The organism is Marisediminicola senii (assembly GCF_011057645.1).
GTDB classification, from domain to species: Bacteria; Actinomycetota; Actinomycetes; order Actinomycetales; family Microbacteriaceae; genus Marisediminicola; species Marisediminicola senii.
On the sequence record NZ_JAALGE010000045.1, the window covers coordinates 1 to 25,530 of the forward strand.

At 61.2% G+C, this 25,530-nt stretch carries 17 protein-coding genes, 1 pseudogene and 1 other annotated feature; of the genes and pseudogenes, 9 read left to right on the plus strand and 9 right to left on the minus strand.

Annotated elements, in window-relative coordinates:
- Positions 1–593: 593 nt before the first annotated feature.
- Positions 594–1,816, plus strand: a pseudogene (locus G5S38_RS12535) (IS3 family transposase).
- Positions 872–985, plus strand: a sequence feature (AL1L pseudoknot). (Overlaps the previous pseudogene by 114 nt.)
- A gap of 81 nt (positions 1,817–1,897) precedes the next feature.
- On the opposite strand, the gene arfA reads toward G5S38_RS12535, so the two are convergent.
- The 6 genes from arfA to G5S38_RS12565 all read right to left on the minus strand — a co-directional run bounded on the left by arfA (position 1,898) and on the right by G5S38_RS12565 (position 9,099).
- Positions 1,898–3,406: an arabinosylfuranosidase ArfA gene (arfA, locus tag G5S38_RS12540; protein WP_165069204.1), complete on the minus strand. Its 1,509-nt coding sequence runs from the start codon at positions 3,404–3,406 to the stop codon at positions 1,898–1,900.
- A 3-nt stretch (positions 3,407–3,409) separates the two neighbouring features.
- Positions 3,410–4,699 (minus strand): family 1 glycosylhydrolase, encoded by a 1,290-nt coding sequence (locus tag G5S38_RS12545; RefSeq protein WP_165069207.1) that lies wholly within the window; start codon positions 4,697–4,699, stop codon positions 3,410–3,412.
- A gap of 58 nt (positions 4,700–4,757) precedes the next feature.
- Entirely contained in the window at positions 4,758–5,654 is an 897-nt protein-coding gene (locus tag G5S38_RS12550) for a carbohydrate ABC transporter permease (RefSeq protein WP_165069209.1), read from the minus strand.
- Positions 5,651–6,604: a carbohydrate ABC transporter permease gene (locus G5S38_RS12555; RefSeq protein WP_165069212.1), complete on the minus strand. Its 954-nt coding sequence runs from the start codon at positions 6,602–6,604 to the stop codon at positions 5,651–5,653. Before G5S38_RS12555 ends, G5S38_RS12550 begins: the two co-directional genes overlap by 4 nt.
- Before the next feature lie 83 nt (positions 6,605–6,687).
- Complete coding sequence (locus tag G5S38_RS12560) at positions 6,688–7,953, minus strand: ABC transporter substrate-binding protein (protein ID WP_165069214.1); 1,266 nt, start codon at positions 7,951–7,953, stop codon at positions 6,688–6,690.
- A 132-nt stretch (positions 7,954–8,085) separates the two neighbouring features.
- Complete coding sequence (locus G5S38_RS12565; RefSeq protein WP_165069238.1) at positions 8,086–9,099, minus strand: LacI family DNA-binding transcriptional regulator; 1,014 nt, start codon at positions 9,097–9,099, stop codon at positions 8,086–8,088.
- 728 nt (positions 9,100–9,827) lie between these two features.
- Here G5S38_RS12565 and G5S38_RS12570 point away from each other — a divergent pair.
- From G5S38_RS12570 to G5S38_RS12590, 5 genes are read left to right on the plus strand one after another with little or no spacing between them, the layout of a single operon-like run.
- Positions 9,828–11,141: an ABC transporter substrate-binding protein gene (locus G5S38_RS12570; protein ID WP_165069217.1), complete on the plus strand. Its 1,314-nt coding sequence runs from the start codon at positions 9,828–9,830 to the stop codon at positions 11,139–11,141.
- A 47-nt stretch (positions 11,142–11,188) separates the two neighbouring features.
- Positions 11,189–12,133, plus strand: a complete 945-nt coding sequence (locus G5S38_RS12575) for a carbohydrate ABC transporter permease (protein WP_165069220.1) — start codon at positions 11,189–11,191, stop codon at positions 12,131–12,133.
- On the plus strand, positions 12,133–12,957 hold the full coding sequence (locus tag G5S38_RS12580; protein WP_165069223.1) for a carbohydrate ABC transporter permease: 825 nt from the start codon (positions 12,133–12,135) through the stop codon (positions 12,955–12,957). Before G5S38_RS12575 ends, G5S38_RS12580 begins: the two co-directional genes overlap by 1 nt.
- Positions 12,954–15,431, plus strand: coding sequence for a glycoside hydrolase family 2 protein (locus tag G5S38_RS12585; protein ID WP_165069226.1), 2,478 nt, complete (start codon positions 12,954–12,956; stop codon positions 15,429–15,431). Before G5S38_RS12580 ends, G5S38_RS12585 begins: the two co-directional genes overlap by 4 nt.
- Positions 15,428–16,444: a glycoside hydrolase family 113 gene (locus G5S38_RS12590; RefSeq protein ID WP_235929062.1), complete on the plus strand. Its 1,017-nt coding sequence runs from the start codon at positions 15,428–15,430 to the stop codon at positions 16,442–16,444. The genes G5S38_RS12585 and G5S38_RS12590 overlap by 4 nt, the downstream gene beginning before the upstream one ends.
- A gap of 286 nt (positions 16,445–16,730) precedes the next feature.
- Here G5S38_RS12590 and G5S38_RS12595 read toward each other — a convergent pair whose 3' ends face one another.
- Positions 16,731–17,651: an ROK family protein gene (locus G5S38_RS12595; RefSeq protein WP_165069228.1), complete on the minus strand. Its 921-nt coding sequence runs from the start codon at positions 17,649–17,651 to the stop codon at positions 16,731–16,733.
- Between the two features lie 216 nt (positions 17,652–17,867).
- Between G5S38_RS12595 and G5S38_RS12600 the strand changes: the two genes are divergently transcribed.
- Positions 17,868–18,914, plus strand: a complete 1,047-nt coding sequence (locus G5S38_RS12600; RefSeq protein WP_165069230.1) for a LacI family DNA-binding transcriptional regulator — start codon at positions 17,868–17,870, stop codon at positions 18,912–18,914.
- A 42-nt stretch (positions 18,915–18,956) separates the two neighbouring features.
- On the opposite strand, the gene G5S38_RS12605 is transcribed toward G5S38_RS12600, so the two are convergent.
- A complete protein-coding gene (locus G5S38_RS12605; protein WP_165069232.1) occupies positions 18,957–19,937 on the minus strand; it encodes an acetylxylan esterase in 981 nt (326 codons plus the stop codon).
- 3 nt (positions 19,938–19,940) lie between these two features.
- Entirely contained in the window at positions 19,941–21,749 is a 1,809-nt protein-coding gene (locus G5S38_RS12610; protein ID WP_407943847.1) for an ABC transporter ATP-binding protein, read from the minus strand.
- A 331-nt stretch (positions 21,750–22,080) separates the two neighbouring features.
- Between G5S38_RS12610 and G5S38_RS12615 the strand changes: the two genes are divergently transcribed.
- The gene (locus G5S38_RS12615) at positions 22,081–23,316 is read left to right on the plus strand and encodes an ROK family transcriptional regulator (RefSeq protein WP_165069234.1); all 1,236 of its coding nucleotides are present in this window, start codon (positions 22,081–22,083) and stop codon (positions 23,314–23,316) included.
- A gap of 118 nt (positions 23,317–23,434) precedes the next feature.
- Complete coding sequence (locus tag G5S38_RS12620; protein WP_165069236.1) at positions 23,435–25,411, plus strand: glycosyl hydrolase; 1,977 nt, start codon at positions 23,435–23,437, stop codon at positions 25,409–25,411.
- Positions 25,412–25,530: the final 119 nt, after the last annotated feature.

Consider the following 25,530-nt stretch of genomic DNA (forward strand, 5'->3'; position numbering starts at 1 on the left):
GCCAGATCCCGCCTCACCCTCGTCCCCGACACCGGAACCGAGGTGACCACCGAACCCGCCCTCGGACTCAGCGCCTAACCCCCAAACCGAAGGACACCGCTACACCACCACCGGGGACTTGACCCGACTACGGCGGCTCAACGCGATGACGCCCCGAATACAACTGCCGTCGTTAGGTTTGAGGTGGTTGATGCAGTTTTAGGTGCTGTTCTGGCTACCGATGATCTGGCGTTCGGCCAAGCTCAGGTTCTTGACGTGCCGTTAGATGGATTGGTCCGGGTGGGCCTGAAGGCCAGCGTGTTGAGCTCCGTCAATCGGCCGCGCGACAGTCCCGTCCGTGCAGCGTTCGGTGAGCCCACGCTCGAATGAATGGTCCGGTTCGGCGTCACGATTGCAGGTCAGATTAAGCCGCAGCTTCCGTGCCCCATTTTGCCAAGACTCACACAGATGGTCGGGATAGTTGGTCCAGTGCGGTCTCGCATGATGACCGTCAATCAAATCCAATGTCGGCATCATGCGCAAGAAGTGGGCAAGGCCAAGTGTCTCGCCCCGGGCTTGATGGAGGTTCTTGATCACCCGAAAGGTTGAGAATAATGCCAGCGATGAGGAAGTACCCACCGGAGTTGCGTGAGCGGGCGGTGCGCCTGGTGCTCGATTCGAAGAACGAGAGCGGTGGCAGTCGGGGTGCGTGCACCAGGATCGGGCAGCAGCTCGGTATCCCGTCCGACACGTTGCGCGGCTGGGTTCAGCGGGCCGAGATCGACGAGGGCGTGCGCCCGGGTGTGACTACCGACGAACGAGCCAGGGTGCTCGAGTTGGAGCGGGAGAATCGTGAGCTGCGGCGGGCGAATGCGATTTTGAGGAGCGCGTCGGCTTTCTTCGCGGCGGAGCCAGGCCGCCCCTCGACCAGGTAGTGAAGTTCATCGACGAGAACAGGAGCGAGTTCGGGGTCGAGCCGATCTGCCGGCAGTTTCAGGTCGCCCCGTCGAGCTACTACGCGGCCAGAGCTCGGCCGCCGTCGAAGCGAGCACTGTCGGACGAGACCACAGTGGTGAAGATTCGGCAGATCCACCAGTCGAACTTCGGGGACTACGGGGTCCGGAAGGTGCACGCGCAGCTGCGCCGCGACGGAGAGCAGGTGGCGCGCTGCACGGTGGCGCGCCTGATGCGGCAGGAGGGCCTGCGCGGGATCCGCCGGTCGAAGGGCCCAAAGACCACCATCCCAGGGCCGCTCGCGGACCGCCCCGCCGATCTTGTCGAGCGTCGGTTCGCCGCTCCCTCGCCGGACTGTCTCTGGGTGGCAGATATCACCTACATTCGGTCGTTCTCCGGGTGGGTTTACGCCGCGTTCGTGATCGACGTGTTCAGTCGCCGCGTTGTCGGCTGGCAACTCTCCACGTCGCTGCGCACCGATCTTGCCCCGGACGCTCTCGAAATGGGGCTCTGGACCCGCCGCCGCGCCGGCCGGGACCTGTCCCAACTCATCCACCACAGTGACCGCGGAGTGCAATACCGAGCCATCCGATACACCGAACGCCTCGCGGACGCGGCGGCTCTCGCGTCGGTCGGGTCGAAGGGCGACAGTTACGACAACGCGATGGCCGAGGCATTCAACTCCCTCTACAAGGCCGAGCTCATTCGCAACCGCGGTCCTTGGCGGAGCATCGACGACCTCGAGATCGCGACCGCCGAGTACGTCGACTGGTTCAACCACCGCCGCCTGCACGGCGAGATCAGGTACCGATCACCAGTCGAAGTCGAAACCGAGTTTCTACACAGCAGCATCCCGGCCATCACCACGATGGAACGGGTCTAACGAGCCTCCACAAAACCCGGTGCTAGACAACTTCATCGTCATCATTGCTCCTTGTGATTGCGGTTTTATTTGCGGTTCGGGTCAGATGGACAGCAGGATCTCGGTCCACGAGATCGGCGGGAGCACGATGGTCACGGTGTCACCGTCGAGTGTGCAGGTGGCGTTGTCGGTGAGGCCGACGCGATCCGGATGCTGAAGCGTGTTCGTCGCATCCGGGTCCGCGTCGGCCAGGGTCAATGCCGACACTGTCGTCGGGGTCAGTGAGCTGAGTTCGACGGTCACCGAAATCTCGTCGTTCTCGGAGCGGTTGACTAGGTAGACCGATACTCGTGCTTCGGATTCATCCAGAGTCGCTACCGCGTCGATCAACCGCACATCCCCGAACGTGGTCGTCGGATACGTGTCGCAGGCTATGCTCACCGGCAGCGCGATCCCTCGCGCGTGAGCGGATGCCGCGGCGAAAGGGAAGAATGTCGTCTGCCGCCATGCCGGGCCACCCGGCTCGGTCATGATCGGGGCAATCACGTTGACGAGTTGAGCGAGCGAGGCGCTCGTCACGCGGTCGGCATGTTTCAGCAGGGAGATCAGCAGGCTTCCGAACACCACGGCATCCGTCACCGTGTAGACGTCCTCCAGCAGACGCGGGGCCGTCGGCCAGTTGTCGAGGCCTTCGATCTTGTCGATTTTCTCGAAGCGCTCGTTGTACCAGATGTTCCATTCGTCGAACGAGATGTCGATCGTCTTGTCGCTCTTGCGCACGGCCTTCACATGGTCTGCTGTCGCGACGACCGTCTCGATGAAGCGGTCCATGTCGACGCCGGAAGCGAGGAACGACGCCCGGTCGCCTTTGTCTTCGTAGTAGGCGTGGCAGGAGATGTAGTCGACGAGCTCATACGTGTGGCCGAGCACGACCCGCTCCCACTCGCCGAAAGTCGGCATCGACGCGCTCGACGAACCGCAGACGACGAGCTCCACCGAAGCATCAAGCGAACGCATGGCATGCGCGGTCTGTGCCGCGAGCTTGCCGTAGTCATCGGCGGAGCGGTGCCCGAGCTGCCAGGGCCCGTCCATCTCATTACCGAGGCACCACATGGAGACAGCAAAGGGTTCGCTCCGACCGTTCTCGACGCGCTGGCGGGACAGGGCGCTCGACGTCGGCAGGTTGCAGTATTCGAGCAAATCGAGCGCCTCCTGGACGCCGCGGGTACCGAGATTGACCGCCAGCATGAGCTCGCTGCCCACCTTCTCGAGCCAACCCGAGAACTCGTGGAGTCCCACCTCGTTGGTCTCGGTCGAATGCCAGGCGAGATCGAGTCTCTGTGGGCGTGACTCGCGCGGACCGACGCTGTCCTCCCATCGGAATCCGGAGACAAAGTTGCCGCCGGGATATCGGATGGCGGTGACGCCGAGTTCTTTGACGAGCTCGATCACGTCGGTTCGGAATCCCTCGGCATCGGCGAGGTCGTGGGTGGGTTCGAATATGCCGTCGTAGACCATCCGCCCGAGGTGCTCGACGAAGGAACCAAAGAGGCGTCGGTTGATGGGACCGATCGGCGCCTCGGCGATGACGGTGAGATGGGCTTCGAGCATGAGCTACTTTCGGGTGGAGACGGCGGGATCGGCGGTGGCACCCGCTCGTGATGGGGCGGCTGCATGCTCGAGGAATCGATCGGCGACGGGATTGCGGCGCCGGTCGAGGTGCCCGGACGGAGAGTCGACGAGATCGAATAGACCCATCGTCAGCAGGTGATCGGCTTTCGGATTCGTGCTGTGGCGGTAGGTCCACTCGTACATGTCGAAGAGCGGCCACCAGGTGAAACCGACGACGGGGACGCCCTCGGATCGCAGCTGGTGAAGCGTGCGCACCGAGTCATCCATCCACGCGAGCCTCTGCTCGACCGATCCAGTGACACAGGTCTCGGTGAGCATGACGGGCGCACCGTACCGCTCGGCGTAGGTCGTGAGCACCTCCCGCAGGCCCTCGGTGCCGGCATTGACTGCCGGGCGCGGGTCGGCAAATCCACCGCGGTGGTGGATGCCGGCTTCGAAGACCTCGGTGGAGTGCAGGGGATAGTAGTTGACGCCCATGACGTCGGGCCTGACGGTGTTGTCGGCGAACCAGGCCAGCGTGTCGTCGGTCACACCGCCGGCGCGGAGCTGGGGGAGCAGCGGGTGCCCGTCTCGTACAGAACCGGTGACGAGATCCTCGACGAGGAACGTCTGATGACGCAGCCGTGCCACGGTCTCGCGATGTTCGGGCACGTCGACGTCGCCGACGAACCGCATGCCCGCGTCGACGTGGACGAACGTGGCGCGATCTCCGAGCATCTCAGCGATGGCCTTCTGGCTGAGCACGAAGCCTTGCGCCAAGGAGGACGCGATTGTCGCGAATCCGGTCGCGCCTTCGAGGTACGGCGGCCAGTAGGCGTATTCACCTGAAAAGAGCGCGTGGATGATCGGTTCGTTCACGGGGGTGTAGTCGGTCGCGACATCGCCGTACCGCTCGGCGAAGCGGTGAGCGAAGTCCGCGATGTGCTGGGGGTAGTCACCATTGGCGAACTGGTCGTCGAGCCAGAGCGGGGTTCCGTAGTGGAGCAGGTCGATGATGGGGGTGAGCTCCAGCTCGCGGAATCTGTCCATCGCCCGGTCGACCCATCCCCAGTCCCAGATGCCAGGACTCGGTGCGATCCGGTACCACGGCACACCCCAGCGCAGCAGGTCGGCTCCGACCTTCTTCACGAGTCCGAGATCGCCGTGCACCTGCTCATAGTGCTGAGTGAGGGCGTACTCGTCGATGGGACGCTCGCCGGCGCGGCTCTGAGGGACGAAGGTGTCCTCGATGCCCAGAGCGAAGTTCAGGCGCCCAGTCTCGAACCATTTCACGGGGTGCTCGTTTCGTTGTTGGAAAGCGGGGACGGAGGGATGCGACCAGGGTTAGGAGTCACTTGAGCCCCGTGCTCGCGACGCTTTCGATGAAGCGGCGCTGCACGATGAGGAAGAGGATGGCGAGCGGCAGCACGGCGATGAGAGCGCCGGCCATCATCACGCCCTGCGGGATGATGCCCCCGGGGCCGGTCAGCAGGGTAAGGCCGGATGTGATCGTGCCCATCTCTTGCTCGGTCGTGAAGACGAGCGGCCAGAGCAGGTCGTTCCAGTTATTCACGAAGGTGAACACCCCGAGGGTGAGCAGCGCGGGCACCGCGTTCGGCAGCACCACGCTACGGAACACCCGCCACTCGGAGGCCCCGTCGATACGAGCGGCGTTGTCGAGGTCTCGCGGCAGAGCGAGGAAGAACTGCCGAAGGAAGAAGATACCGAAGGCGTCGGCGGCCCGCGGGGCGATCAGGCCCCAGAACGTGTTCACCCACCCGAGGTCGGAGACCAGCTGGTAGATGGGAATCAGCGTGGCCTGGAACGGAATCATCAGAGTGGCAATGATCACGATCAGCAGCACCTTCGACCCTCGGAAATCGAGCCGAGCGAGCGCATAGGCCGCGAGTGAATCGAACGCCAGGGCGAAGACCGTGACCCCGCCGGCGAAGACAAAGCTGTTGACGATCAGCCTGCCGAACGGCAGCTCGGAGAAGATGGCTCGGAAGTTGTCGAGGGTCCATTGCTCGGGGAAGAGGGTGGGCGGGAAGGCGTTCACCTCGGATGCCGGCTTGAACGCTGTGAGCGCAATGATGATGACGGGCAGCATGATCGCAAGCGTGATGGCGAGGAACACCGCGAAGAACAGCCAGCGCGCCACATCCGGTCGGCTGGAGGGACGGTGGGAATCGCGGCCGGAGGCGGTGCGGGTGGCGGCGACCTCGCTTCGCTTTGCGAGGGCGGTCATGAGGCGATGTCCTCTCCGCGACGTCCGAAGAACAGGAACTGGACGAGGCTCAACAGCAGGGTCACGATGAGCAATACGTAGGAGAGCGCCGAGGCGAAGCCGAGCTCGAGATCCTTGAACCCGGACTGATAGATCTGAAGCACGATCGTCTCGGTGCTCTGGTAGGGCCCCCCGCCGGTGAGCACGTAGATCTGGTCAAAGGCCTGCAACGCCGCGATGAGCGCGACGATGACCACAAAAGCCATCGTGCTGCTGAGCATCGGGAAGGTGATGTTAGTGAACCGCTTCCAGCCCGTGGCGCCATCGAGCTGAGCTGCTTCGTAGATACTCGTCGGGATTTCCTGCAGCCCCGCCAGGAAGATCACCATGTAGAACCCGAAGCTCTTCCAGACAGCGACGAGAGCGACGGTGGGCATCGCGAGGAGGGGATCCTGCAGGACGTTTCCGATACGGATGCCGGCACCCTGGAGCCAGTAATTCAGGAGCCCTATCTGCGGGTCGAGCAGGTACGACCAGGCGAACGCGGCCACTGCAAGGGACACGATGAAGGGGAGGAACAGCACCGACCGGAAGAATCCCGCGAAGGGGAGCCTGGGGCTGTTGACGATGAGGGCCAGCACGAGCGCGACGATGATCGCCACCGGGGTAAAGAGCACGGCGTAGAGGGCGGTGTTGCCCATCGAGCGGATGATATTGGCGTCGGTAAACACCCGCACGTAGTTGTCGATACCGACGAAGCCCGGGTCACCGAAACCGCTCGCATCGGTGAAGGACAGCTGGAGCGCGGAGACCATCGGCCATCCGACGAACACGGCCAGGATGATAAGCGCCGGAGCGAGGAATCCGACCACGGCAGCGCGCCGGGCGAACGTGCCGTTCAGAGGCGTGCGACCGCCCAGCTGACCCGGGGGTCTGTAGCCGCGTGGCTTGGTGAGGTGCTGCGTCGTCATGCTTACTCCCAGGGGTGCGGGGGCTCCGGGAACGGAACCCCCGCACCGCCATCTATCTCAGAGGGGCGGATGGGCAGCGGGAGCTACTTGGAGAGAGCGTCCTCGATGCTCGCCTGAGCCTCGGCCAGGAGTGTCGCCGGGTCACCTCCGGCAAAAGCCTTCTGCGTCGCCGTGTCCATCGCCGTGAGGACATCGGTGCTGTTCACGACTCCGGGGAGCAAGGGCAGGGTGCCCGGTGCGATCTCGGTGAGACTCGCGACGGTAGCGTTGGCGCTGACATCCGCGGCGGAGACATCGGTGCGCAGCGGCGGCCATCCCGACCCGAGTGCCCACTCGGTCGCGGTCGCCTTGTCGTTGAAGTACGCGAGGAACTTCTCGGCCGCGGCCTGCTTCGCGTCGTCGGCCTGAGCGGTGATGGCGAGCGAGATACCGATCGCGGTCGAGGCCTGCGCTTCGGGTCCTGCGGGGATCGCCGCGAGTCCGTAGTCGATGTCAGATGCCGTGGCAACTCCGGCCATCCATGGTCCACCGATCTCCATCGCGGCCTTGCCCGCTGTGAAGAGCTCATCGGACCCGATACCGTCGACACCGGTGGGAGAAATCAGGTCGTTGCGCACGGCGTCTGCCCAGTAGGTGAGGGTGTCGACGTTCTCGGGGGAGTCGATGGTCGCCTCGGTGCCGTCGGCGCTCGTGATCGATCCGCCGCCACCGGCGAAGAGGCTCGGCCAGATGCCGTTGCCCACGGTCGCGTGATCGGGGAGCACCATCCCGTACTGCTCGGGCGTCCCGTCACCGTTCGAGTCGATAGTCAGCTTCTTGGCGGCATCCACCCATTCATCCCAGGTGGTAGGGAAGGTGGTGATGCCGGCGTCGGCGAAGAGGGTTTTGTTGTAAATGACGGACAGCGGGACGAACCCGCTCGGAACGCCGAACTTGGTGCCGTCGACCGAGACCATGTCGACGGCTTCGGGCTTGAGTGCCTCGGTGTTGCTGGCAGAGTCGGCGTAGAAGTCGTCGAGGTCGACGAGCGCATTTCTGGTGGCGTATACGGGGAGGCGGTCGGATGTCATGGCGACGATCTCCGGGCCGTTCTCGGACGACAGAGCCGGGAGCAGGGTGTCATCGATGACGGCCCAGGTCTTCGTCTCGGTCTCGATGGTGATGTCGTCCTGTGAGGCGTTGAAGTCCTCCACAATGCCGTCAAGCACCCCGCCGTCAGCCTCGGTGTAACCGTGCCAAAACGTCAGAGACACGGGGCCGGAAGACTCGGCATCGGTTGTTCCAGCACATCCGCTGAGCCCGATGGCGGTGACGGCCACCGCGGCGAGGGCTCCGGTCAGCTTCTTCATTGAAAACCTGCAATCTGCCTCGACGTCATTGTTCGAGTGCGGTGGGTCGTTCACAGTCGCAAGGGTTGCGAGTCGGGATTTACATCGGTGTAAACGTAGCACCAGATTTACATCGGTGTAAACCGATGCGGCTCAGATCGTTATCCGACTTTGGGAGCCGGTCGATTCCCGCACAATCAAGTCGTACCCGATCCGGATCTCACGGGGTACATCCTGTGGTTCGCCCTCGATCTGATCGATGAGCAGGTCGACCGCCGCCTTGGCGAGCTCATCTCGTTGGGGAGATACAGTCGTCAGTGACGGCGTGGCGTAGGCGCTGTCTTCGATGTCATCGAAACCGACCACGCACACGTCGTCGGGAATCGCTCGCCCGGATCGCTGCAACGCGTGCATCGCCCCGAGCGCAAGGGCGTCGTTGCAGCACACCACGGCATCGAACTCGGTGCCCGAGGCAATCAGGCGTTCTACGGCCTCGACGCCGTAGGTGCGGTGCCAGACGGATGCCGACACGATCAGCTCGGGGTCGAGCTCGATCCCGCGGCCGCGCAGGGCTTCCGTGTAGCCCTCGAGTCGGAGAGCCCCTGTGCCGACCGGGCCCTTGGGGTTGGCGCCGACGAAGGCGACCCGGTGTCGGCCGAGATCGAGCACATGCTCGGTGGCTGCGCGCACTGCCGCCGCATTGGACATGCTCACGTGGTCGGCGAAGCTGCCGTCCACAGCGTCACCGAGTACCACTAGCGGGAACTCGGTGTCGAGATGCGCGGGATCTGCCGGAGCGAATGAGAGCGGGCTGTAGATCAACCCGTCGATGGAGTGCTTGCGCATGGCGGCGGCGGTGCTTACCTCGGTGGCCCCGTCGGAGATGGTCTGCTCGATGAGTACGGCGTAGCCGCGCGCCCCGGCGAAGCGGATGACGGCGTCGGCGAGCTCGGCGAAGTACGCCTGACTGAGTTCCGGAACGGCGAGACCGAGCACCTGAGATCGACCGACACGGAAGTTTCTCGCACTCACGTTGACCTCGTAACCGAGCTCAGTGACGGCGGCCATTACGCGCTCTCGCATGAGGACAGATACGTGCTCGTATCCCGAGAGTACGTTCGATACCGTTTTTCGGGACACTCCCGCCAATGAAGCGACGTCCTGCATCTTCGCGGGGGGACGGGAGAGCCTGGCCACAGACACACCCTTTCCTGGCGGTATCGAACGATGACCAGTCATCCTAAAGAATCTAGTGACGGCAAGGATAATCGTGCCCCTACGGCGCTCGATTCCCTCAAAACCGGTCGAAATTGAACCCGACCTCCAATGAACTTGGTCCCCGAGAAATACCCGAGGCACTTGGAACGCGTGTCATATCTTGCGACCTCAACAGTCCTCGCCCGAGCCTCCACCTTTACCTCCAGCCACCTCACGGGCGGTGTTGTGCTGAGGCGTGAGTTCGTGGCCGGTCCACGGTTCGAGCTGCACGGGGACAGCGGTCGCCGCTATTTGCTGTTCGAGGCCGCAGCCAACGCACTCGCGGACCATGACGGGCCCCGACGTGCACCATAGGTCGGCAGCGGCATGTGGTCGCGGTCGCCCAGGGACTCGAGACGCTACCCATTGATCCCAAAGCGGACCTCTCGTCGCTGGGCGACCGAATGAATCTCTCCAAACATGACCGCAATCCATGATGTTCGGCAGCCTAGAGTCCGAGCTGGGCGGCCGAATTGACAGAGGGCGACGCAAAAGAACTCCTTTCGCATCGAAATGACAACGTCGGTAAAAATGGCTTGCGCCCACTTGTGAGGCCGTGTAACTTCGTGCGAGACACCACAGCAGACTGCGTCCCCATGGCGGCCTGTCGGTCAACGACGATCAGAGGAGTAGTAAAAATGGCTACAAAGCGCGTACTTGCCACTATCGGGGTCCTATCAATTGGAGTCGTTCTCGCGGGTTGCTCGGGAGGTGGAGACTCGGCAAACAACACCATTGACGGCACGCCAGAAGGCGAAATCACAGTCCTCACCAACCGGACTGACATCGTGGACACTACCTTCGCCGACTACGCCGCAGCGTTCGAGGAGAAGTACCCCGATGTAACAGTCAACTTCGAGGCAATCACTGACTACGAGGGCGAAGTCGCAACGCGACTCAACACGGATGACTACGGGGACGTCCTACTGATCCCTAATGCCGTGACAAAGGACCAGCTCGCCGGTTTTTTCGAACCACTTGGCACGGTGGAGGAATTGTCGGAACAGTACCGGTTCCTCACAGAGCAGGCATTCGGGGAGGACACCTACGGGATCACTATCACCGGCAACGCCCAGGGCATCGCCTACAACAAAAAGATATGGGAGGCCGCCGGAGTCACCGACTGGCCCACCACCCCAGATGAATTTCTGGCGGACCTCACTGCCATTCAGGACTCGACCGACGCTATTCCCTACTACACCAATTACGCCGACGCTTGGCCGCTCTCGCAGTGGGACGCAAACCGCGCCCTCACTGGAAACGCCGACGCCACCGTCGACCTCGTATCCATGGACGAACCCTGGAGCGAAGACAGCGGAGATTCCCATTACATTCAGGACTCCCTGCTCTTCGACATCGTGAACCAGGGATTGAGCGAACCCGACCCGCTCACCACCAACTGGGAAGAGTCCAAGAATCTTCTCGGATCGGGTCAGGTCGCCAGCATGCTTCTTGGGTCATGGTCGATCACACAGCTTCAGGAAGCCGCAGAAGCCGCAGGAGGCAGTGCCGAGGACATCGGATACATGCCGTTCCCATACGAGGTTGACGGTACCTTCTACTCCTCGATTAGCGGCGACTACGAAAATGGCATCAACGTCAATTCGGAGAACAAGGCCGCAGCCTGGGCATGGATTGAATGGTTCGCAAACGAGTCCGGTTACGCGGCAGAGAACGGCGGACTGTCCCCGCTGGTGGACGGAGAATCTCCAAGCACCCTCGCCGACTTCGAGACCGAAGGCGTCGAGTACGTCGAGGTGGCCGCACTTCCCGCGGATCAGGCCACACTCGAAACCGACATCGCCAGCGCAGCCGAGATCGACCTCACCGGAGGCGTCTACCGCCAGGAACTGGTCGATGTTGCTCGCGGCGCCGCCGACGGCACCAAGGAATCGTTCTTCGATGACCTGAACACGCGGTGGGCCGAAGCGCGCGCGCAGTTCGCTCGCTGACCGCAACTCGAAAGAATCAGGGGCGCGTCCCCGGAAAGGAATCGGTCATGACACAAATGACCAGCTCGACCGGGGGCGCGCTTCAAGTAGCCGCAGCAGGAGACCCGACCACCATCCGATCAAAGCGGGGAATTGCTGCACGGCTCACGCCATGGATTTTCCTAGCCATACCGCTCGCACTTCTCATCACTTTCACCTTCGTACCAGTCGGGAACATGATCTGGTACAGCTTCACGAGCTGGAACGGAATCAACCCCACAAAGCCTTTTGTCGGCCTGCAAAACTATGTGGACATCTTCACGAAACCGCAGTACTGGCAAGTGTTCGCGGTCAGCCTCTACTACTTCGCCGCATCCTTTTTGCAGATGGCGCTGGCCCTCTACTTCGCAACACTGCTCAGCTTCAACACTCGCTTCCGGAACTTCTTCAAGGGCGTGCTGTTCTTCCCTTACCTCTTGAACGGGGTCGCAATTGGGTTCGTGTTCCTGTACTTCTTTCAACCCAACGGAACACTCGATGCAACACTGGCCGCGTTTGGACTCGGCGACCAGACCCAATTCTGGCTAGGAAATCCTGACCTCGTAAACGTTTCGCTGGCTGGAACCTCCGTATGGCGGTATACGGGACTTAACTTCGTACTCTTCCTCGGGGCAATCCAATCGATCTCCTCTGAGCAGTACGAGGCGGCCGAACTCGACGGTGCGAGCAAGTGGCAACAATTCCGCTACATCATCGTGCCGGGCATCAAGCGCATCATCAGCTTGTCATTCATTCTCGCGATTGCCGGGAGCCTGTCAGTCTTCGAGATCCCCTACATCATGACGGGAGGCGCCAACGGTAGTGCGACGTTCGTGATCGAAACCGTGCAGCAAGCCTTCGTCTACCGGAAGGTGGGCCTGGCGTCGGCGCTTGCAGTCGTTCTGCTCCTTATCGTGATCGTCTCCACCATCATCCAACGCAAGATCGTTCCCGACGAGAAGGTCGACCTCTGATGCGCAAGCTCCTCCCCGCGGTCGGCAAATACACGTCCCTCATCGTCGCGGTTGCCTGCACACTCCTCCCCCTAGTCGTCATCGTGTTCGTGTCGCTGAAAACGCGCGAGGAATATGCCACCACCACGCCACTTACGCCCCCGGAGAACTGGCTCAACTTCGAGAACTTTGCCATCGCGTTCACCGACGGCGACATGCTTCGCGCCTTCACCAACACGTTCTTCATCCTCCTCGTGTCGGTCACTGGCACCGTCCTCGTGGGGACCATGACGGCGTACGCCCTCGACAGATTTGAATTTCGCGGGAAGCGCGTAGTTTTCGCGGCCTTCTTATTTGCCACCCTGGTGCCCGGGGTCACTACCCAGGTCGCCACCTTCCGCGTGGTCAATACCCTTGGGCTGTTCAACACTCCATGGGCCGCAATAGTCCTGTTCCTCGGAACCGACATCATCGCGATCTACATCTTTGTGCAGTTCATGCAGTCCATACCGAAGAGTCTCGACGAAGCGGCCATGCTCGACGGTGCGAGCAAATTCGCCATCTACTGGCGGGTAATCCTGCCACTTCTGAAACCCGCGATCGCAACAGTAGTCATTATCAAAGGCATCGCTATCTACAACGAGTTCTACATCCCCTTCCTCTATATGCCGTCCCGCGACCTTGGGGTCATCTCGACGTCCTTGTTCCGCTTCACCGGGCCTTTCGGCACGCAGTGGCAGGTCATCGGTGCTGGCGCACTAATCGTCATCATCCCTACTCTCGTGATCTTCCTCCTGCTGCAGCGCTTCATCTACAGCGGCATTACCCAAGGAGCAACGAAATGAACCTGCAAGACATTCGCACCCTCGACTCCAACTGGACAGTGCGGCCCACAACTTCACGCCGAGTACCTGGCGCGGTCACGCAAGCAGGCCTGATTCCAGCGACTGTTCCCGGCGTGGTGCACACCGACCTTCTGGCGGTCGGGCTGATCGATGACCCCTACCTCGACACCAACGAGCGGCTCCAAGAATGGATCGGACACACCGACTGGAGGTACGCAACCACCTTCGACTGGGCCGACGAGGGACACAACAATGTCGAGCTCGCCTTCGGTGGGCTGGACACAATGGCAACGGTCATCCTGAACGGCCATACCGTACTCAGCAGCCGCAACCAGCACCGGTCCTATCGCGTGCCGGTGAAGCCCTTTCTTAGGGAGGGGTCGAACGACCTCATCGTCTTATTTGCAGCGCCGGTCCCCGCCGCTGACCTCGCGAGCCTCGAGCTGGGGTACCGCCCCCATGTGAATCACCATCCCTACAACGCCATTCGCAAAATGGCATCTAGCTTCGGATGGGACTGGGGAATTGACACGGCAACGAGCGGCATCTGGAAGCCGATTGTTCTTCACTCGTGGTCAAACACTCGAATAGCGTCAGTGACTACCGTTCCCACCGTCAACGGCACACTGGGTGAACTGACGGCAACCGTCACTGTAGAGCGCACAGGAACAAGCCCCGTAACTCTTCGGGGCGAATTGGGTGGAGTATCAACCAATGTCACCTTGCAGGCCGGCCAAACCGAAGCCGTCCTGACGCTACAAATAGACGACGTCGATCTGTGGTGGCCCGTCGGATACGGGGAGCCCAATCGGTACGAGTTCACACTCACCGCCTCAAGCAGCGACACGATACTCGACCGCATAGACCGGCGCATCGGATTTCGCACGGTGCAGATAGATACTGCTGAAGACGCAGAAGGCACACCCTTCACCCTGGTCATCAACGGACAGAGTGTTTTCGTTCGAGGGGTGAACTGGATTCCCGACGACGCATTCCCCCACCGAGTCGACCGCAACCGGTACGAGCGTCGCTTGAATCAAGCGCTCACTGCAAATGTGAACCTCATACGGGTGTGGGGCGGTGGCATCTTTGAATCTGAAGACTTCTACGACCTTGCCGACGAATTGGGCCTGCTCGTATGGCAAGACTTCCTGCTCGCCTGTGCCGCCTATGCCGAAGAGGAGCCCTTGCGCGGTGAAATCGTCGCCGAAGCTTGTGAAGCGGTGGCCCGCCTTGGCGCACACCCGTCCCTCGTGCTCCTCAACGGGAACAACGAAAACCTATGGGGCTACGAAGAATGGAATTGGAAACTTCGCCTCGAGGGTCGCACCTGGGGATCCGGGTACTACCACGATCTATTCCCTGCCATCGTCGCTGAGCTCGCGCCACACGTCGCCTACACGCCTGGAAGTCCGTTCTCCCCTAACCCGCTCGACCACCCCAACAACGAGTTGAACGGATCGATGCACCTGTGGGAGCAGTGGAACCGCTTGGATTACCCAACTTATCGCGACCAGCGACCCCGCTTCGTTGCTGAATTCGGATGGCAGGGACCACCCGCATGGTCCACCTTGACGGAATCACTCACCGACTCCCCCCTAACCCCGGAGTCCCCCGGCATGCTGGTGCATCAGAAAGCGATGGAAGGCAACGTCAAACTGACCGACGGACTTCTCCCGCACATCCCACTTCCCAACAACATGCCGGACTGGCACTGGGCCATGCAGCTCAACCAGGCGAACGCCGTCTCCGTCGCTATCGAATACTTCCGGTCCCTCACGCCGCACTGCCAAGGCGCAATCGTTTGGCAACTCAACGATTGCTGGCCAGTTGTCTCTTGGGCTGCCGTAGATGGCTACGAGCGCCCAAAACCACTCCTGCACGCCATCCGAAAGGGCTTCGCTGACCGCCTCATCACGGTCCAGCCCACCAAAGTCGGGCTGGAAGTAGTACTAGTCAATGATTCCGCCGTTGCGTGGAGCGGGACGCTCCTTCTCGACCGCCTAACCTATGACGGAACAACACTCGGCTCGGAACGAGTGGAGGTCGACCTTCCTGCGCGAGGAACACAGCGCATTACTGTCCCCGACGCACTGGCCGCCCCTGACACTCCGTCGCGAGAACTGTTGCGGGCGTCGACCGGTGACACCCGCGGCCTCTGGTTCTTCACCGAACCCCGCGACTCGGAACTGGAACCTCAACCGTTCAAAGCCGAGGCGGTCATTGTCCCAGGCGGTGTCGACCTCATGATCACGGCAACAGGCCTAGTGCGTGACCTCACCGTCCTCGCGGACATCGCCTCCCCAGACGCCGAGGCAAGTGACCAACTCATCACCCTTTTGCCCGGTGAACAAGCCACCGTGCACATCACGACAGCGGGCACCGTGCCCTCTAACCGATTCCTGGAGGCAGACATCATCCGAACCACCAACCAGCTCATCACCAACACCGCTACCGCGGACGTACTCTCATGAGCGTTCGCGATACCTCCCCCGCCGCCGGGGCTGCGCAAGCATTATTCGGAGGTCATTTCTCTGGAATGACCTGGGGATGGACCGGCGTCCGCGGCACATGGGCCACCGCCGAAGCGACACACTCGCTCGATGAGCTATCCCGAACCAACATCAACTGGGTAGTGATCGCCTACGCCGCTCAGCAAGCAAATGCCCAAGAAACAGTCGTGGAATGGCGAGAGGCGCCAGCGCCGACCGACGACGAGATTCGATGGGCCATCAACGCCAGCCGCGAACGGGGATACAAGGTATGCCTCAAACCCACGGTCAACTGCAAAGACGGCACATGGCGCGGGTACATCGGGTTTTTCGACTGGGACGTTCCTGGCGAAGCCACTTGGGGCGAATGGTTTAATTCCTACACCCAGTACATGGTGCACATGGCAACACTTGCCGAGGAAATGAGCGTCGACCTGTTCTGCATAGGCTGCGAAATGGTGCGCGCTGACTCCCGCGAGAACGAATGGCGGGAGCTCATCCGCCAAGTCCGCGCCGTGTATTCGGGACCTATTACCTACAACTGCGACAAGTACCAAGAAGACCATCTGACTTGGTGGGACGCAGTCGATGTCATTTCGGCAAGCGGGTATTACCCCACCGGGTCGTGGCAGACACAACTCGATCGCATCGCACCGGTAGTCGCGAAATACGACAAGCCTTTCTTGTTCATTGAAGCAGGTTGCCCAAGTCGCGACACATCACCAGCGAAACCGAACGACTGGACCTTGGCCGGCAAGGTGTCAGTCGAAGCACAGGCGGACTACCTTGCTGAGATGTTTGAGGAGAATTCGTCGCGAGATTGGGTAGCCGGATTCGCTCTGTGGGATTGGCCCGCCAAGCTCTACAGTCCCACTGAGGCGGACCAAAACGACGACTACTGCATGTACGCCAAGCCCGGCGAGAAGGTCGTAGCAAGGTACTACGGCCGTCGAAACGCCGAGCAAGTCTCGGTCGGTGAGGGCCGACCCGAGTAACCCCGTTCCACACTGAGGCGGCTTACCAGGGGAGTGGTTGCTACAGCAACCACTCCCTTCTCGCTGAACAGCAATACAAGAAACGTGAACTTAGCTAGTTGCAGTCGCACCGATCACTGCTGGTGGAAACCACTTTCAAATCCAAACAACGGTGCAAACTGGCAACATCGATCAGGCTCACCTTGGGGCGGGAGCAGAGTGGCACGGATATTGACGGTCAACCCACCTTTGACGCCAGCACCCCGCTGGTCGCTCCCAACCAAACGGTCTCTCACATCAAAACTGCCTACGGGGCGACTTCTGTCAATGGCTGGTGCAGGACAAGACCTTCAGCAATAGCAAGAGCGCCAAGCACTCCGGCGTCGCCGCCCAATGCAGGAGGCACGAGAAAGTCAAAAGGATCAGCCGTCATCCCATGACCCGCCAAGGGCCCGCCAGTAACCCCGGAGAGTTGCTGCCTCACTTCATCCAATAAACCGGGTGCACCCAACACCCCACCGCCTACGATGAAACGCTCCACACCAAGGGCAAACGTCACTTGGGCAGTGACTTGAGCTATGTAGTAGGCGATAATCTCGTAACCTGTCGCCCGCGCTCGCCCAGTCAATAGCGATGCATTGACTCCCCATCGAGCCATAATCGCTGGGCCAGAGGTCAAGCCCTCCAGGCAGTCCCCGTGAAAGGGGCAAATTCCGCTGAAGTCATCACGAGGATGACGGCGAACTAGGACGTGACCCACCTCGGGATACCCATTACCTGCAACAAGAGAACCGTTGAGAATGATTCCTACGCCGACCCCAGTGCCGAAGGTGGCGTAGGCCACGGATTGCAGCCCTCTGCCCGCACCCCAGCGATATTCACCGAGAGCTGCGCCGCTGACATCGGACACCACCGTGGTCGGAACCGCGCGGGCCAGAGGGATCCGATCTAGCAGAGACGTGTTCTGCCAACCAACCTTCGTAGTTCCCGTGATCCATCCATAACGAGCTCGTGACGGTTCCACATTCACCGGCCCAAACGAAGCAATCCCGAGCGCCCGAATGGGCTCCTCCGTGGACACGTCGTCGAGGAACCGATTCACAGCGTCAATAGTTTCTGCCGGCGCCGTGGTAGTAATTCGGACCGACGAAACGATGCGCTCCGGTTCTTCCTCACGACTCACTGCACAAATGACCTTGGTCCCTCCGGTCTCAATACCGGCGATCATTGTGGAGCCTCAAGACAGCTATCGTCGTCGCCGACGCCAGCACTGCCAGGGCGGAGGCCGCTTTGCCTGTACATAGGGCGCCTTTCAATCAGCAAGACTCCAATTGTCGTCGAAAATGTCCCACGTTGTCAACACAGTGCGAACTTCTCGAAGCGGCCCAAACACGCCAGAAATTGACCAGCAGGCGGCGCCCCAGACGCGCCTATACTTTGCCGCATGACCGACGTGACACTTAACGCTTCCAAGACGCGTGGTGGGACCCAACGCGCCACAGTCGCTGACGTAGCACGACTGGCAGGGGTGAGCGTGAAGACGGCGTCCAGGGCTCTGTCCAATGGCGAGCTTGTTAAGGCTTCCACTCGGACTAAGGTCCTGGACGCAGCGAAGGCGCTGCGGTTTCGCCCCAACGCCATCGCGCGTGATCTTCGCAGCGGCGGCGTCGCTTCTTCCGTTGCTTTCGTGATCGGCGATTTGACCAACCCTTTCTACGCACAGGTGGCGTCTGGCGTCAGCACTGCCACTGCCGAGCGAGGTCTGACGCTGGTGATATCGGCGTCGGACGACCAAGCCGCCCGAGAACAGCCCACGGTTGTGAGCATGATCGAACGCCGTGTTCAGGCGCTTCTATTGGTTCCCATTGCAGAAGATCACTCCTATCTGGAAGGCGAACGTCAGTTCGGCATTCCGATCGTCGCGGTTGACAGACCGCTCACCAACGTTGCCAGTGACTCTGTTGTGTTCGACAACCGGGGTGGCGCCAGGGCGGGTGTGCTGGCGCTCGCAGACGCCGGTCACCGGCGTATCTGCTTTGTTGGGAGCTCCGCCCACCTATACACCCACGGCGAGCGCCTCGCAGGGTACCGAGATGCGTTGCTGATTCGCGGCCTGCAGGATGACCCGGTCCTCGTCCGGCAGGATGGAGAGAGCACCGATACGGCTGAGCGGGCAATGTCCGAATTGCTCGACTTGTCCGATCCGCCGGACGCCGTGTTCGCCGGTAATAACCGGGCGGCGCTAGGTGTTTACCGCGCATTACGCGCTAAAGGGTCGCCTGTTGCCATGCTCTCTTTCGACGACTTCGAGTTGGCGAGCATCTTGGGAATCTCGGTTGTGGCACACGATCCTCGCGAGATGGGACGAATGGCCGCGCAGATCGCTTTTCGCCGGTTGGACGGACTTGAGGGACACCTCGAGCAGGTGGTGCTTCCCACCGAACTGCTGCTGCGCGAATCTCACCGTCTTCTCTCGGAGAGCGCTGGTTAGAGCCACAATGGCTTGAGCCGGGCTTGGGAAATCACGTCGGGTTTAGGAGCCGCCACTTAGGCCCAGAGCTTGTCGCAGGAACTGCACGGTGGCCTCCGCCTGTATTTCCTCGCCGTTCTCATGCCCGTTGTACGGGTACACGTCCATTTTTTTGGGCCCAAGGTAGGCGTTGAACGCCGCATACACCGTTGAGGGTGGGCAGACCTGATCCATCAGGCCCACTGAGAACAGGGCGGACGCGTTCGCACGAATGGAGAAATTGACTACGTCGAAGTAAGACAGAGTTTGAAGAACTCGGGCCTCCGCATTCCGGTGCACACGCAGATACTCGACAATCTCGGCGTAGGGATGGGTGTCGACGAGCGTGATCGCACGTCGAAAGAAGGAGAGAAACGGCACGTCCGCTACCAGCGCGACTGGAGTCGCGCTCAACCCCGCTGCGGCGATTGCAACACCGCCTCCTTGGCTCCCTCCCTGCACAGCGAGGCGGTTGAGATCCACCAATGGGTGGACAGCGGCGGCGTCGATCGCCCGAACGGCGTCGGTGAAGAGTCGGCGATAGTAGTACGCGTGCGGATCATCAATGCCGAGGGTCATGACACCGGCTGAACTAGGGCCGGTGAATGCACCGTCCGGTGTGTCCCCTGGCCGGTAGCGACTGCCCTGACCGCGAGTGTCCATGACTAGCTGAGCGATCCCCGCAGAGGGGAGTTGCGACCAGGACCCAATAGCTCCTCGCCCGCCACCGTATCCGAGGTAAGAAACGACTGTGGGAAGCGGTCCGTGTACGTAGCGCGGGGCTATGAACCATCCGTTAATTCGGTCGCCGTTAGCACCCGAAAAGCTGATGTCTTGCGTGCGCAGGTGGGTATAACCCGAATCGACGTCCTTGATCGATAATCCGATGTCGTGGTCGCGGGCCTGACGCAATGTATGGGCCCAGAAAGAATCAAAATCAGGGGGCTCATCCACCTGTGGCGCGAAGCGTTGAAGTTCATGGAGGGGTAAATCGAAATGGGGCATAGGTCAGCCAGCTTGCGCATCAAAGAGCCGAGCGTATAAACCATTCGCGTGGAGCAATGTGGCGTGGGTGCCCACTTCGGCGACTGTTCCGTTGTCCAGGACCACTATCCGATCCGCAGAACGGATTGTCGACAAGCGGTGGGCGACGACCAAAGTGGTTCGACCGCGACGGAGGTTCGACAGCGCCTGCTGCACCTGCTGTTCAGACTCGGCATCGAGCGCAGACGTCGCCTCATCGAGAAGCAGGATTCGCGGATCGCGGATAAGGGCGCGGGCAATGGAAATTCGCTGCTTCTGACCTCCCGAGAGCCGCGCACCCCTCTCTCCCAGCATTGTCTCAAGCCCTTCCGGGAGCCCGTCGACCAGCGCTAGGGCGTTCGCATCTCGCAACGCGGTTCTAATGAGTGCCTCGTCAACCTGCCCCAGCCCGTACGTAATGTTCTCGCGGATACTGCCGGTGAATAATACGGATTCCTGAGGCACCACGGATATGTGCCGCCGAACCGTGCGCAGATCCAGGGACTCCATATCCGTGCCATCGAGAAGGATACGTCCACTTGTAGGACGCAGGAACCCGAGAGCCAAATTGAGAACGGTGGACTTTCCGGAACCCGAGCGGCCCACGAAAGCAATAGTTTCGCCTTCCCGAATGTCGAGATCGATCTCATGTATAGCGGGGTCGTCGTCTACCGAGTAGCGGTAGCCGACTCCTTCGAAACGAAGGTTCCCGTGGGTGGTGGAGACCGTGACCTTGCCTTCGTTCTTCTCCAGGTCGGGCTCCTCCAATACTTCTCCCATCGACTTCAACGATTCCCGGCCCTTCGTGACTATGGGCGCCAGGTTCAACAGGTTGACTATTGAGTTCGTCATAGAGACGAAGTACGTGCTCAGGAGCACAACCTGACCCGGCGTGATCGATAGCGGTCCCGCGATAGAGATCACCGCAGCACCAATCAAGCAAGCGATCGCGAGTAGTTGGAAGGCCATCCACGCCAGAGCAGCGAACTTCCCGTTGGTGATGTCGAGCGACAGGCCCGAGTCGCGGACGGTCCGTGCGCTGGAAACAACCCGTTGGGTCGCAGTGAACTCGAGCCCGTGCGCCCGAGTGATAGGGAGTAAGGACGCCATTTCTCCCACGCGCGATGAGAAGAGTTCCACGTCGCGCCGAAAACCCTCGTTGCGAACCTCGCTTCGAACGCGCATCCAGCGGATTAGCGCCACAGAAATTGGTACGACCAAGGCGAACAGAAGAAGAAATGCTGGCACCTGCAGCGCCAGTACTATCCCGGCTCCGACTAGGACGCCGAGAGCGCTCAGAGTGGGGTTTGCACCTTGGAGGAGCATCAGTTCGACATTCTCGACGTCGCGAACAACTTTGGTTTGGATTATGGACGAGTTCGAACGGGAGTGGAAACCGATGGACAGCTCTTGCAGCCGGTGGGCCATTTGATTTCGTAGCGTGACGCCGAGATCGCGGATAGTGGAGCTATACAGGCGCACCCAGAGCAGGTTGACGGGAAAGTTGGTCGCGACCAGAGCCATTGCACCTGCCCCTAACCAGATGAGGCCTTCTACGGGCCCTCCGTTTACGACCGTGTCGATTACCGCGGCCGTTATGACTGGAAGCACCCACTGAGGGCTGTCCTTGAGCAGATAAGCGAAAGCAGCAATGCTGAGCCTCAGTGAACGGGGACGCAACAACCTGGCGAGGCCTACGAAAGGACGCCGGGCATTCAAGGTGGGCTCTAATGTTTTTGACATGCTTTGTCCATTATGTCCGACGTTGTCATTTGTGCGTAGGGTATGCGTCATCCCCGTCTGATATCAGCTGGCGCGCTCAATCGATATCAGCATGAGCAACCGGTGTTCAGATGCTGTCCGACGTGCGGCATAGGTCATAAAAGCTGGCGTGGCGCCCGCTCGCAAGAGGACGGCCGATTGCAAGCTCTGGGCGCTGGTCATCGGCCCGCGTTCATGTTCCAGTGTGCGAGGCAGCTCCTGGGGCTGGGACAGGCCGGCACGCCTTGGACAACCTATACGTCTGAGGTGGCGCCTCGACTGGCCTATGCCTATCCCGGCAGCTGATGGCGTTCGATAGTCTCACCTCGACACCGCTGAAAATTGGCGGGTGAGGAGTCGGTGGGTGAAACGAGAGAGCACGAGGTCGGCCGACCGCACGCGCAGCCTCGTAATCGATGGCATCCGATCGGCCGGAGAAATCAGCCGAGTTGAACTTGCGACGCGTACTGGACTCACAGAAGCGACCATCTCCACGGTGGTGCGAAAGGCGATTGACGACGGCCTTGTAGTCGAAATCGGTCACGGCGTCTCGACCGGAGGAAAGCGCCGGACCATTTTGGCGGTCAACAGCTCGGCCCGCCACGCCGTCGGGGTGTCGCTTGCGCGCTCGAGGATCGCCCTGGTCCTCACCGACCTGTCGGGTGAGGTCATCGCGGTTAGGGAAACGGAAGGGGCCCGAGACGCTCACCCATCCGCAGTTACAGAAAGGCTCGCACGCGAGATCGCTCACTTCCTCGGAGCCCACAAGGTTGACCCCGAAAGTGTCGTCGGTGTTGGAATCGCGAGTCCCGGCCCTCTCGACTGTGCGGTCGGAGAATTGCGTGGGCTTCAGCCCGGCCCGCTTTGGCGCGGGTTTGCCCTCGAGGAGCGACTTGAGAACCTGACGGGCTTAAAGGTGTTGCTCGACAACGATGCGACGTGCGCGGCGCTCGGCGACTACTGGACCACTCGCCGTGATGCGCCCCCGCCCGTCGCGGCGACGGTATACATGGCGGATGGCATAGGGGCCGGCATTCTCGTCGACGGCCGGGTCTTCCACGGCTCATCATCGAATCCCGGTGAACTCGGCCACATTTCGCTGGACATCAACGGGCCACAGTGCCACTGCGGCGCACAGGGATGCGTTGAAGTGTTTGCGAGTCCATCAGCCGTTGCCGCAGCTGCCATGCGCAATCCCGGTCTCGTCGCCTCCCTCGAGCTTTCCGATGACCCGGACGTCGACCGCCGCACTTTTGAAGCGGTCGCGACGGCAGCCATCTCGGGCAACAAGGCCGCCCGTGGGCTCATCGAGGCGTCCGCGAGGTACCTCGGCGCGGGGATCGTCACGCTCAGTAACCTGCTCGATCTCGACGAAATCCTTCTTTCCGGCCCCGGTTTCACGACCGCAGGGGAAATATATGCCGAAACTATCCACGGCATGCTTCAGCGGGGCACATTCATGCGTGGCATCCACTCCGTCACAGTGAAGCTCTCCGATCTCGGAGTTGACGCTGCGGCAATTGGTGCTGCAACACTCGTGATGCAGCACCAGATCACCCCTCACTCGGCCATCAACTCGCGACGAGTGAATGCCACGTAATCAAGCGCCCAGAAACCCGCTCTTAATTAAGTAACCGAAGTAAGTTACCGTTGCAACGACCCCCGAACGAGGAAACGGCCGTGGGGGCACAAATCACACGGTTCAACGGAGAGCAACTATGGGGAAGTTTCGCCAGCGCGCGAGCGCATCCGCCATCGCGATAGGCACCGCCGTCGCAGTGGCACTGACTGGAGCAACGCCCGCCATCGCGGTGGCTGTCGATGATCCAAGCGTCATCAACATCGCGGACACGAATGCATCTGCGGAGACGAATTCACTGTTTCGCTACCTTCGTGACCAGCAGGGGAATGGTGCTCTCTTCGGTCACCAGCACACGACAGACAACGGCATCACGTTTTCCGAGGCGGATGGGGTCAGTTCGGACGTGCTCGCGGGCACCGGCGACCACCCGGCTATTTTCGGGTGGGACACTCTGATCCTGGAGGGTCTCGAGGCGCCGGGCATCGGCACACTCGAAGAGAACGGCGAGGAGAACGCGCAGATCTGGGCCGATGGGATGAAGAATGCCCACGCGCTCGGCGGTATCAACACGATAAGCACGCACATGTATAACTTCGCTACCGGCGAGGACTTCTACACCACGACCGGACGTCCGGTGAGCACGATCCTCCCTGGCGGTCCGAAGAACGCCGAGTTCAACGAGTACCTCGATCTCATCGCTCTCACGGCCAGTCTCACGGTCGACGAGAACGGCAACGACATCCCGCTGATCTTCCGCCCCTTCCACGAAAACACCGGTTCCTGGTTCTGGTGGGGAGCTGCCCATGCGACGACCGGCGAATACAAGGAGATCTTCCGCTATACCGTCGAGTACCTGCGCGATGTGAAGGGAGTCGACAACCTGCTCTACTCCTTCTCGCCCAACGGAACGTTCGGCGGAGACCAGGCGCGTTACCTCGAGACATATCCCGGCGACGAGTACATCGACATCATCGGCTACGACTTCTACGAGAACAGCAACGAGCCGGAGAATTCCGACGCATGGATTTCGCAGCTCATCCCTGACCTCGCCATGATCACCGACATTGCCGAGGAGCGCGGAAAAATACCGGCATTCACTGAATTCGGCCGCAACGGCGATCGAACCATCAAGGAATCCGGGAACAAGAGCCTGCAGTATTACACGGACATCCTCGACGCGATCAAGGCTGACCCGAAGGCCAGCCGCATTTCATATATGCAGACATGGTCCAACTGGGGACTGGAACAGTTCTACGTGCCGTACCCGGCCACGGCCACGTTGCCAGAACACGAGATGTACCAGGATTTCCTCCAATTCTACGAAGACGACTACACCGTCTTCGCGGACGAGATCGCTGATGACGCTTTCGATCGACCTGCGACCCCCGCCGGGCAGGATGCCACCTTCCGACTGGTCTCGCCCGCAGACGGGGTTCGCATCACGACGGAGTCCGCGACGGTTCGAGCGAAAGCGACGGCCGAGGCACCGAACGACGCGTACTTCACCGTGGACGATGACACGACCAGGTACCCCCTAGTTCTCGCCGACGGCTATTTCACTGGCGAGTGGCAGATCGGCAGCGAGGCGCTAGTCAACGGCCCGGCGACAATAACCGTCGTCGCCGAATACGCAGACGGATCCGAGCGCGTGGCGTCGTCCGAGGTCATCCTGGGTGGCGCGCCCCTGTTCCCTGTCGGGGTGATCGACGACTTCGAAGGGTACGGATCGGATGCCGCGCTCCGCGCCGCCTACGCATTCAACAACGACGCCGCCGACCTCATCGCGCTGTCGACCGACGTCGTCGGCACCGGAAGCAAGGCCGTGGCGTTCGATTATGAATTCGGCCCAAGGGACTACGCGGGATTCGGCAAGGCCTTCGACGGCGCTCAGGACTGGACGGGCTTCAACCAGCTCAATGCGTGGCTCGCACCGGGTGGCTCGAACCAGAAGCTGGTGTTGCAGTTCGACGCCGGCGGGCAGACATTCGAGGCCTACCCGTCACTGGCCGGTACCGAACCGACAGAGCTCGCCATATCGTTCGCCGACTTCCGGAACAAGGCTGACCCGACGCTTTTCCCCACCGCCGCACAGCTGGCGTCAGTGACGAGTTGAGTCCCGCATAGTGGTGTAGCCGCGGTGGCCCGGCTCGTCGTGAAGACGTGGACGCGGTCACCGTGTGATCCTTCGAGAAGTCTCTTACCTCGACTCGAAAGGCATCATCACGATGACCG

Excerpts from the sequence above, each read along its gene's own strand:
- G5S38_RS12600 (WP_165069230.1), top strand. The coding sequence starts at position 17,868 with ATGACCGACGTGACACTTAACGCTTCCAAGACGCGTGGTGGGACCCAA.
- G5S38_RS12560 (WP_165069214.1), bottom strand. The coding sequence starts at position 7,953 with ATGAAGAAGCTGACCGGAGCCCTCGCCGCGGTGGCCGTCACCGCCATC.
- G5S38_RS12605 (WP_165069232.1), bottom strand. The coding sequence starts at position 19,937 with ATGCCCCATTTCGATTTACCCCTCCATGAACTTCAACGCTTCGCGCCA.
- arfA (WP_165069204.1), bottom strand. The coding sequence starts at position 3,406 with ATGCTCGAAGCCCATCTCACCGTCATCGCCGAGGCGCCGATCGGTCCC.
- G5S38_RS12585 (WP_165069226.1), top strand. The coding sequence starts at position 12,954 with ATGAACCTGCAAGACATTCGCACCCTCGACTCCAACTGGACAGTGCGG.
- G5S38_RS12580 (WP_165069223.1), top strand. The coding sequence starts at position 12,133 with ATGCGCAAGCTCCTCCCCGCGGTCGGCAAATACACGTCCCTCATCGTC.
- G5S38_RS12570 (WP_165069217.1), top strand. The coding sequence starts at position 9,828 with ATGGCTACAAAGCGCGTACTTGCCACTATCGGGGTCCTATCAATTGGA.
- G5S38_RS12610 (WP_407943847.1), bottom strand. The coding sequence starts at position 21,749 with ATGACGCATACCCTACGCACAAATGACAACGTCGGACATAATGGACAA.
- G5S38_RS12595 (WP_165069228.1), bottom strand. The coding sequence starts at position 17,651 with ATGATCGCCGGTATTGAGACCGGAGGGACCAAGGTCATTTGTGCAGTG.
- G5S38_RS12590 (WP_235929062.1), top strand. The coding sequence starts at position 15,428 with ATGAGCGTTCGCGATACCTCCCCCGCCGCCGGGGCTGCGCAAGCATTA.
- G5S38_RS12575 (WP_165069220.1), top strand. The coding sequence starts at position 11,189 with ATGACACAAATGACCAGCTCGACCGGGGGCGCGCTTCAAGTAGCCGCA.
- G5S38_RS12620 (WP_165069236.1), top strand. The coding sequence starts at position 23,435 with ATGGGGAAGTTTCGCCAGCGCGCGAGCGCATCCGCCATCGCGATAGGC.
- G5S38_RS12565 (WP_165069238.1), bottom strand. The coding sequence starts at position 9,099 with ATGCAGGACGTCGCTTCATTGGCGGGAGTGTCCCGAAAAACGGTATCG.
- G5S38_RS12550 (WP_165069209.1), bottom strand. The coding sequence starts at position 5,654 with ATGACCGCCCTCGCAAAGCGAAGCGAGGTCGCCGCCACCCGCACCGCC.
- G5S38_RS12555 (WP_165069212.1), bottom strand. The coding sequence starts at position 6,604 with ATGACGACGCAGCACCTCACCAAGCCACGCGGCTACAGACCCCCGGGT.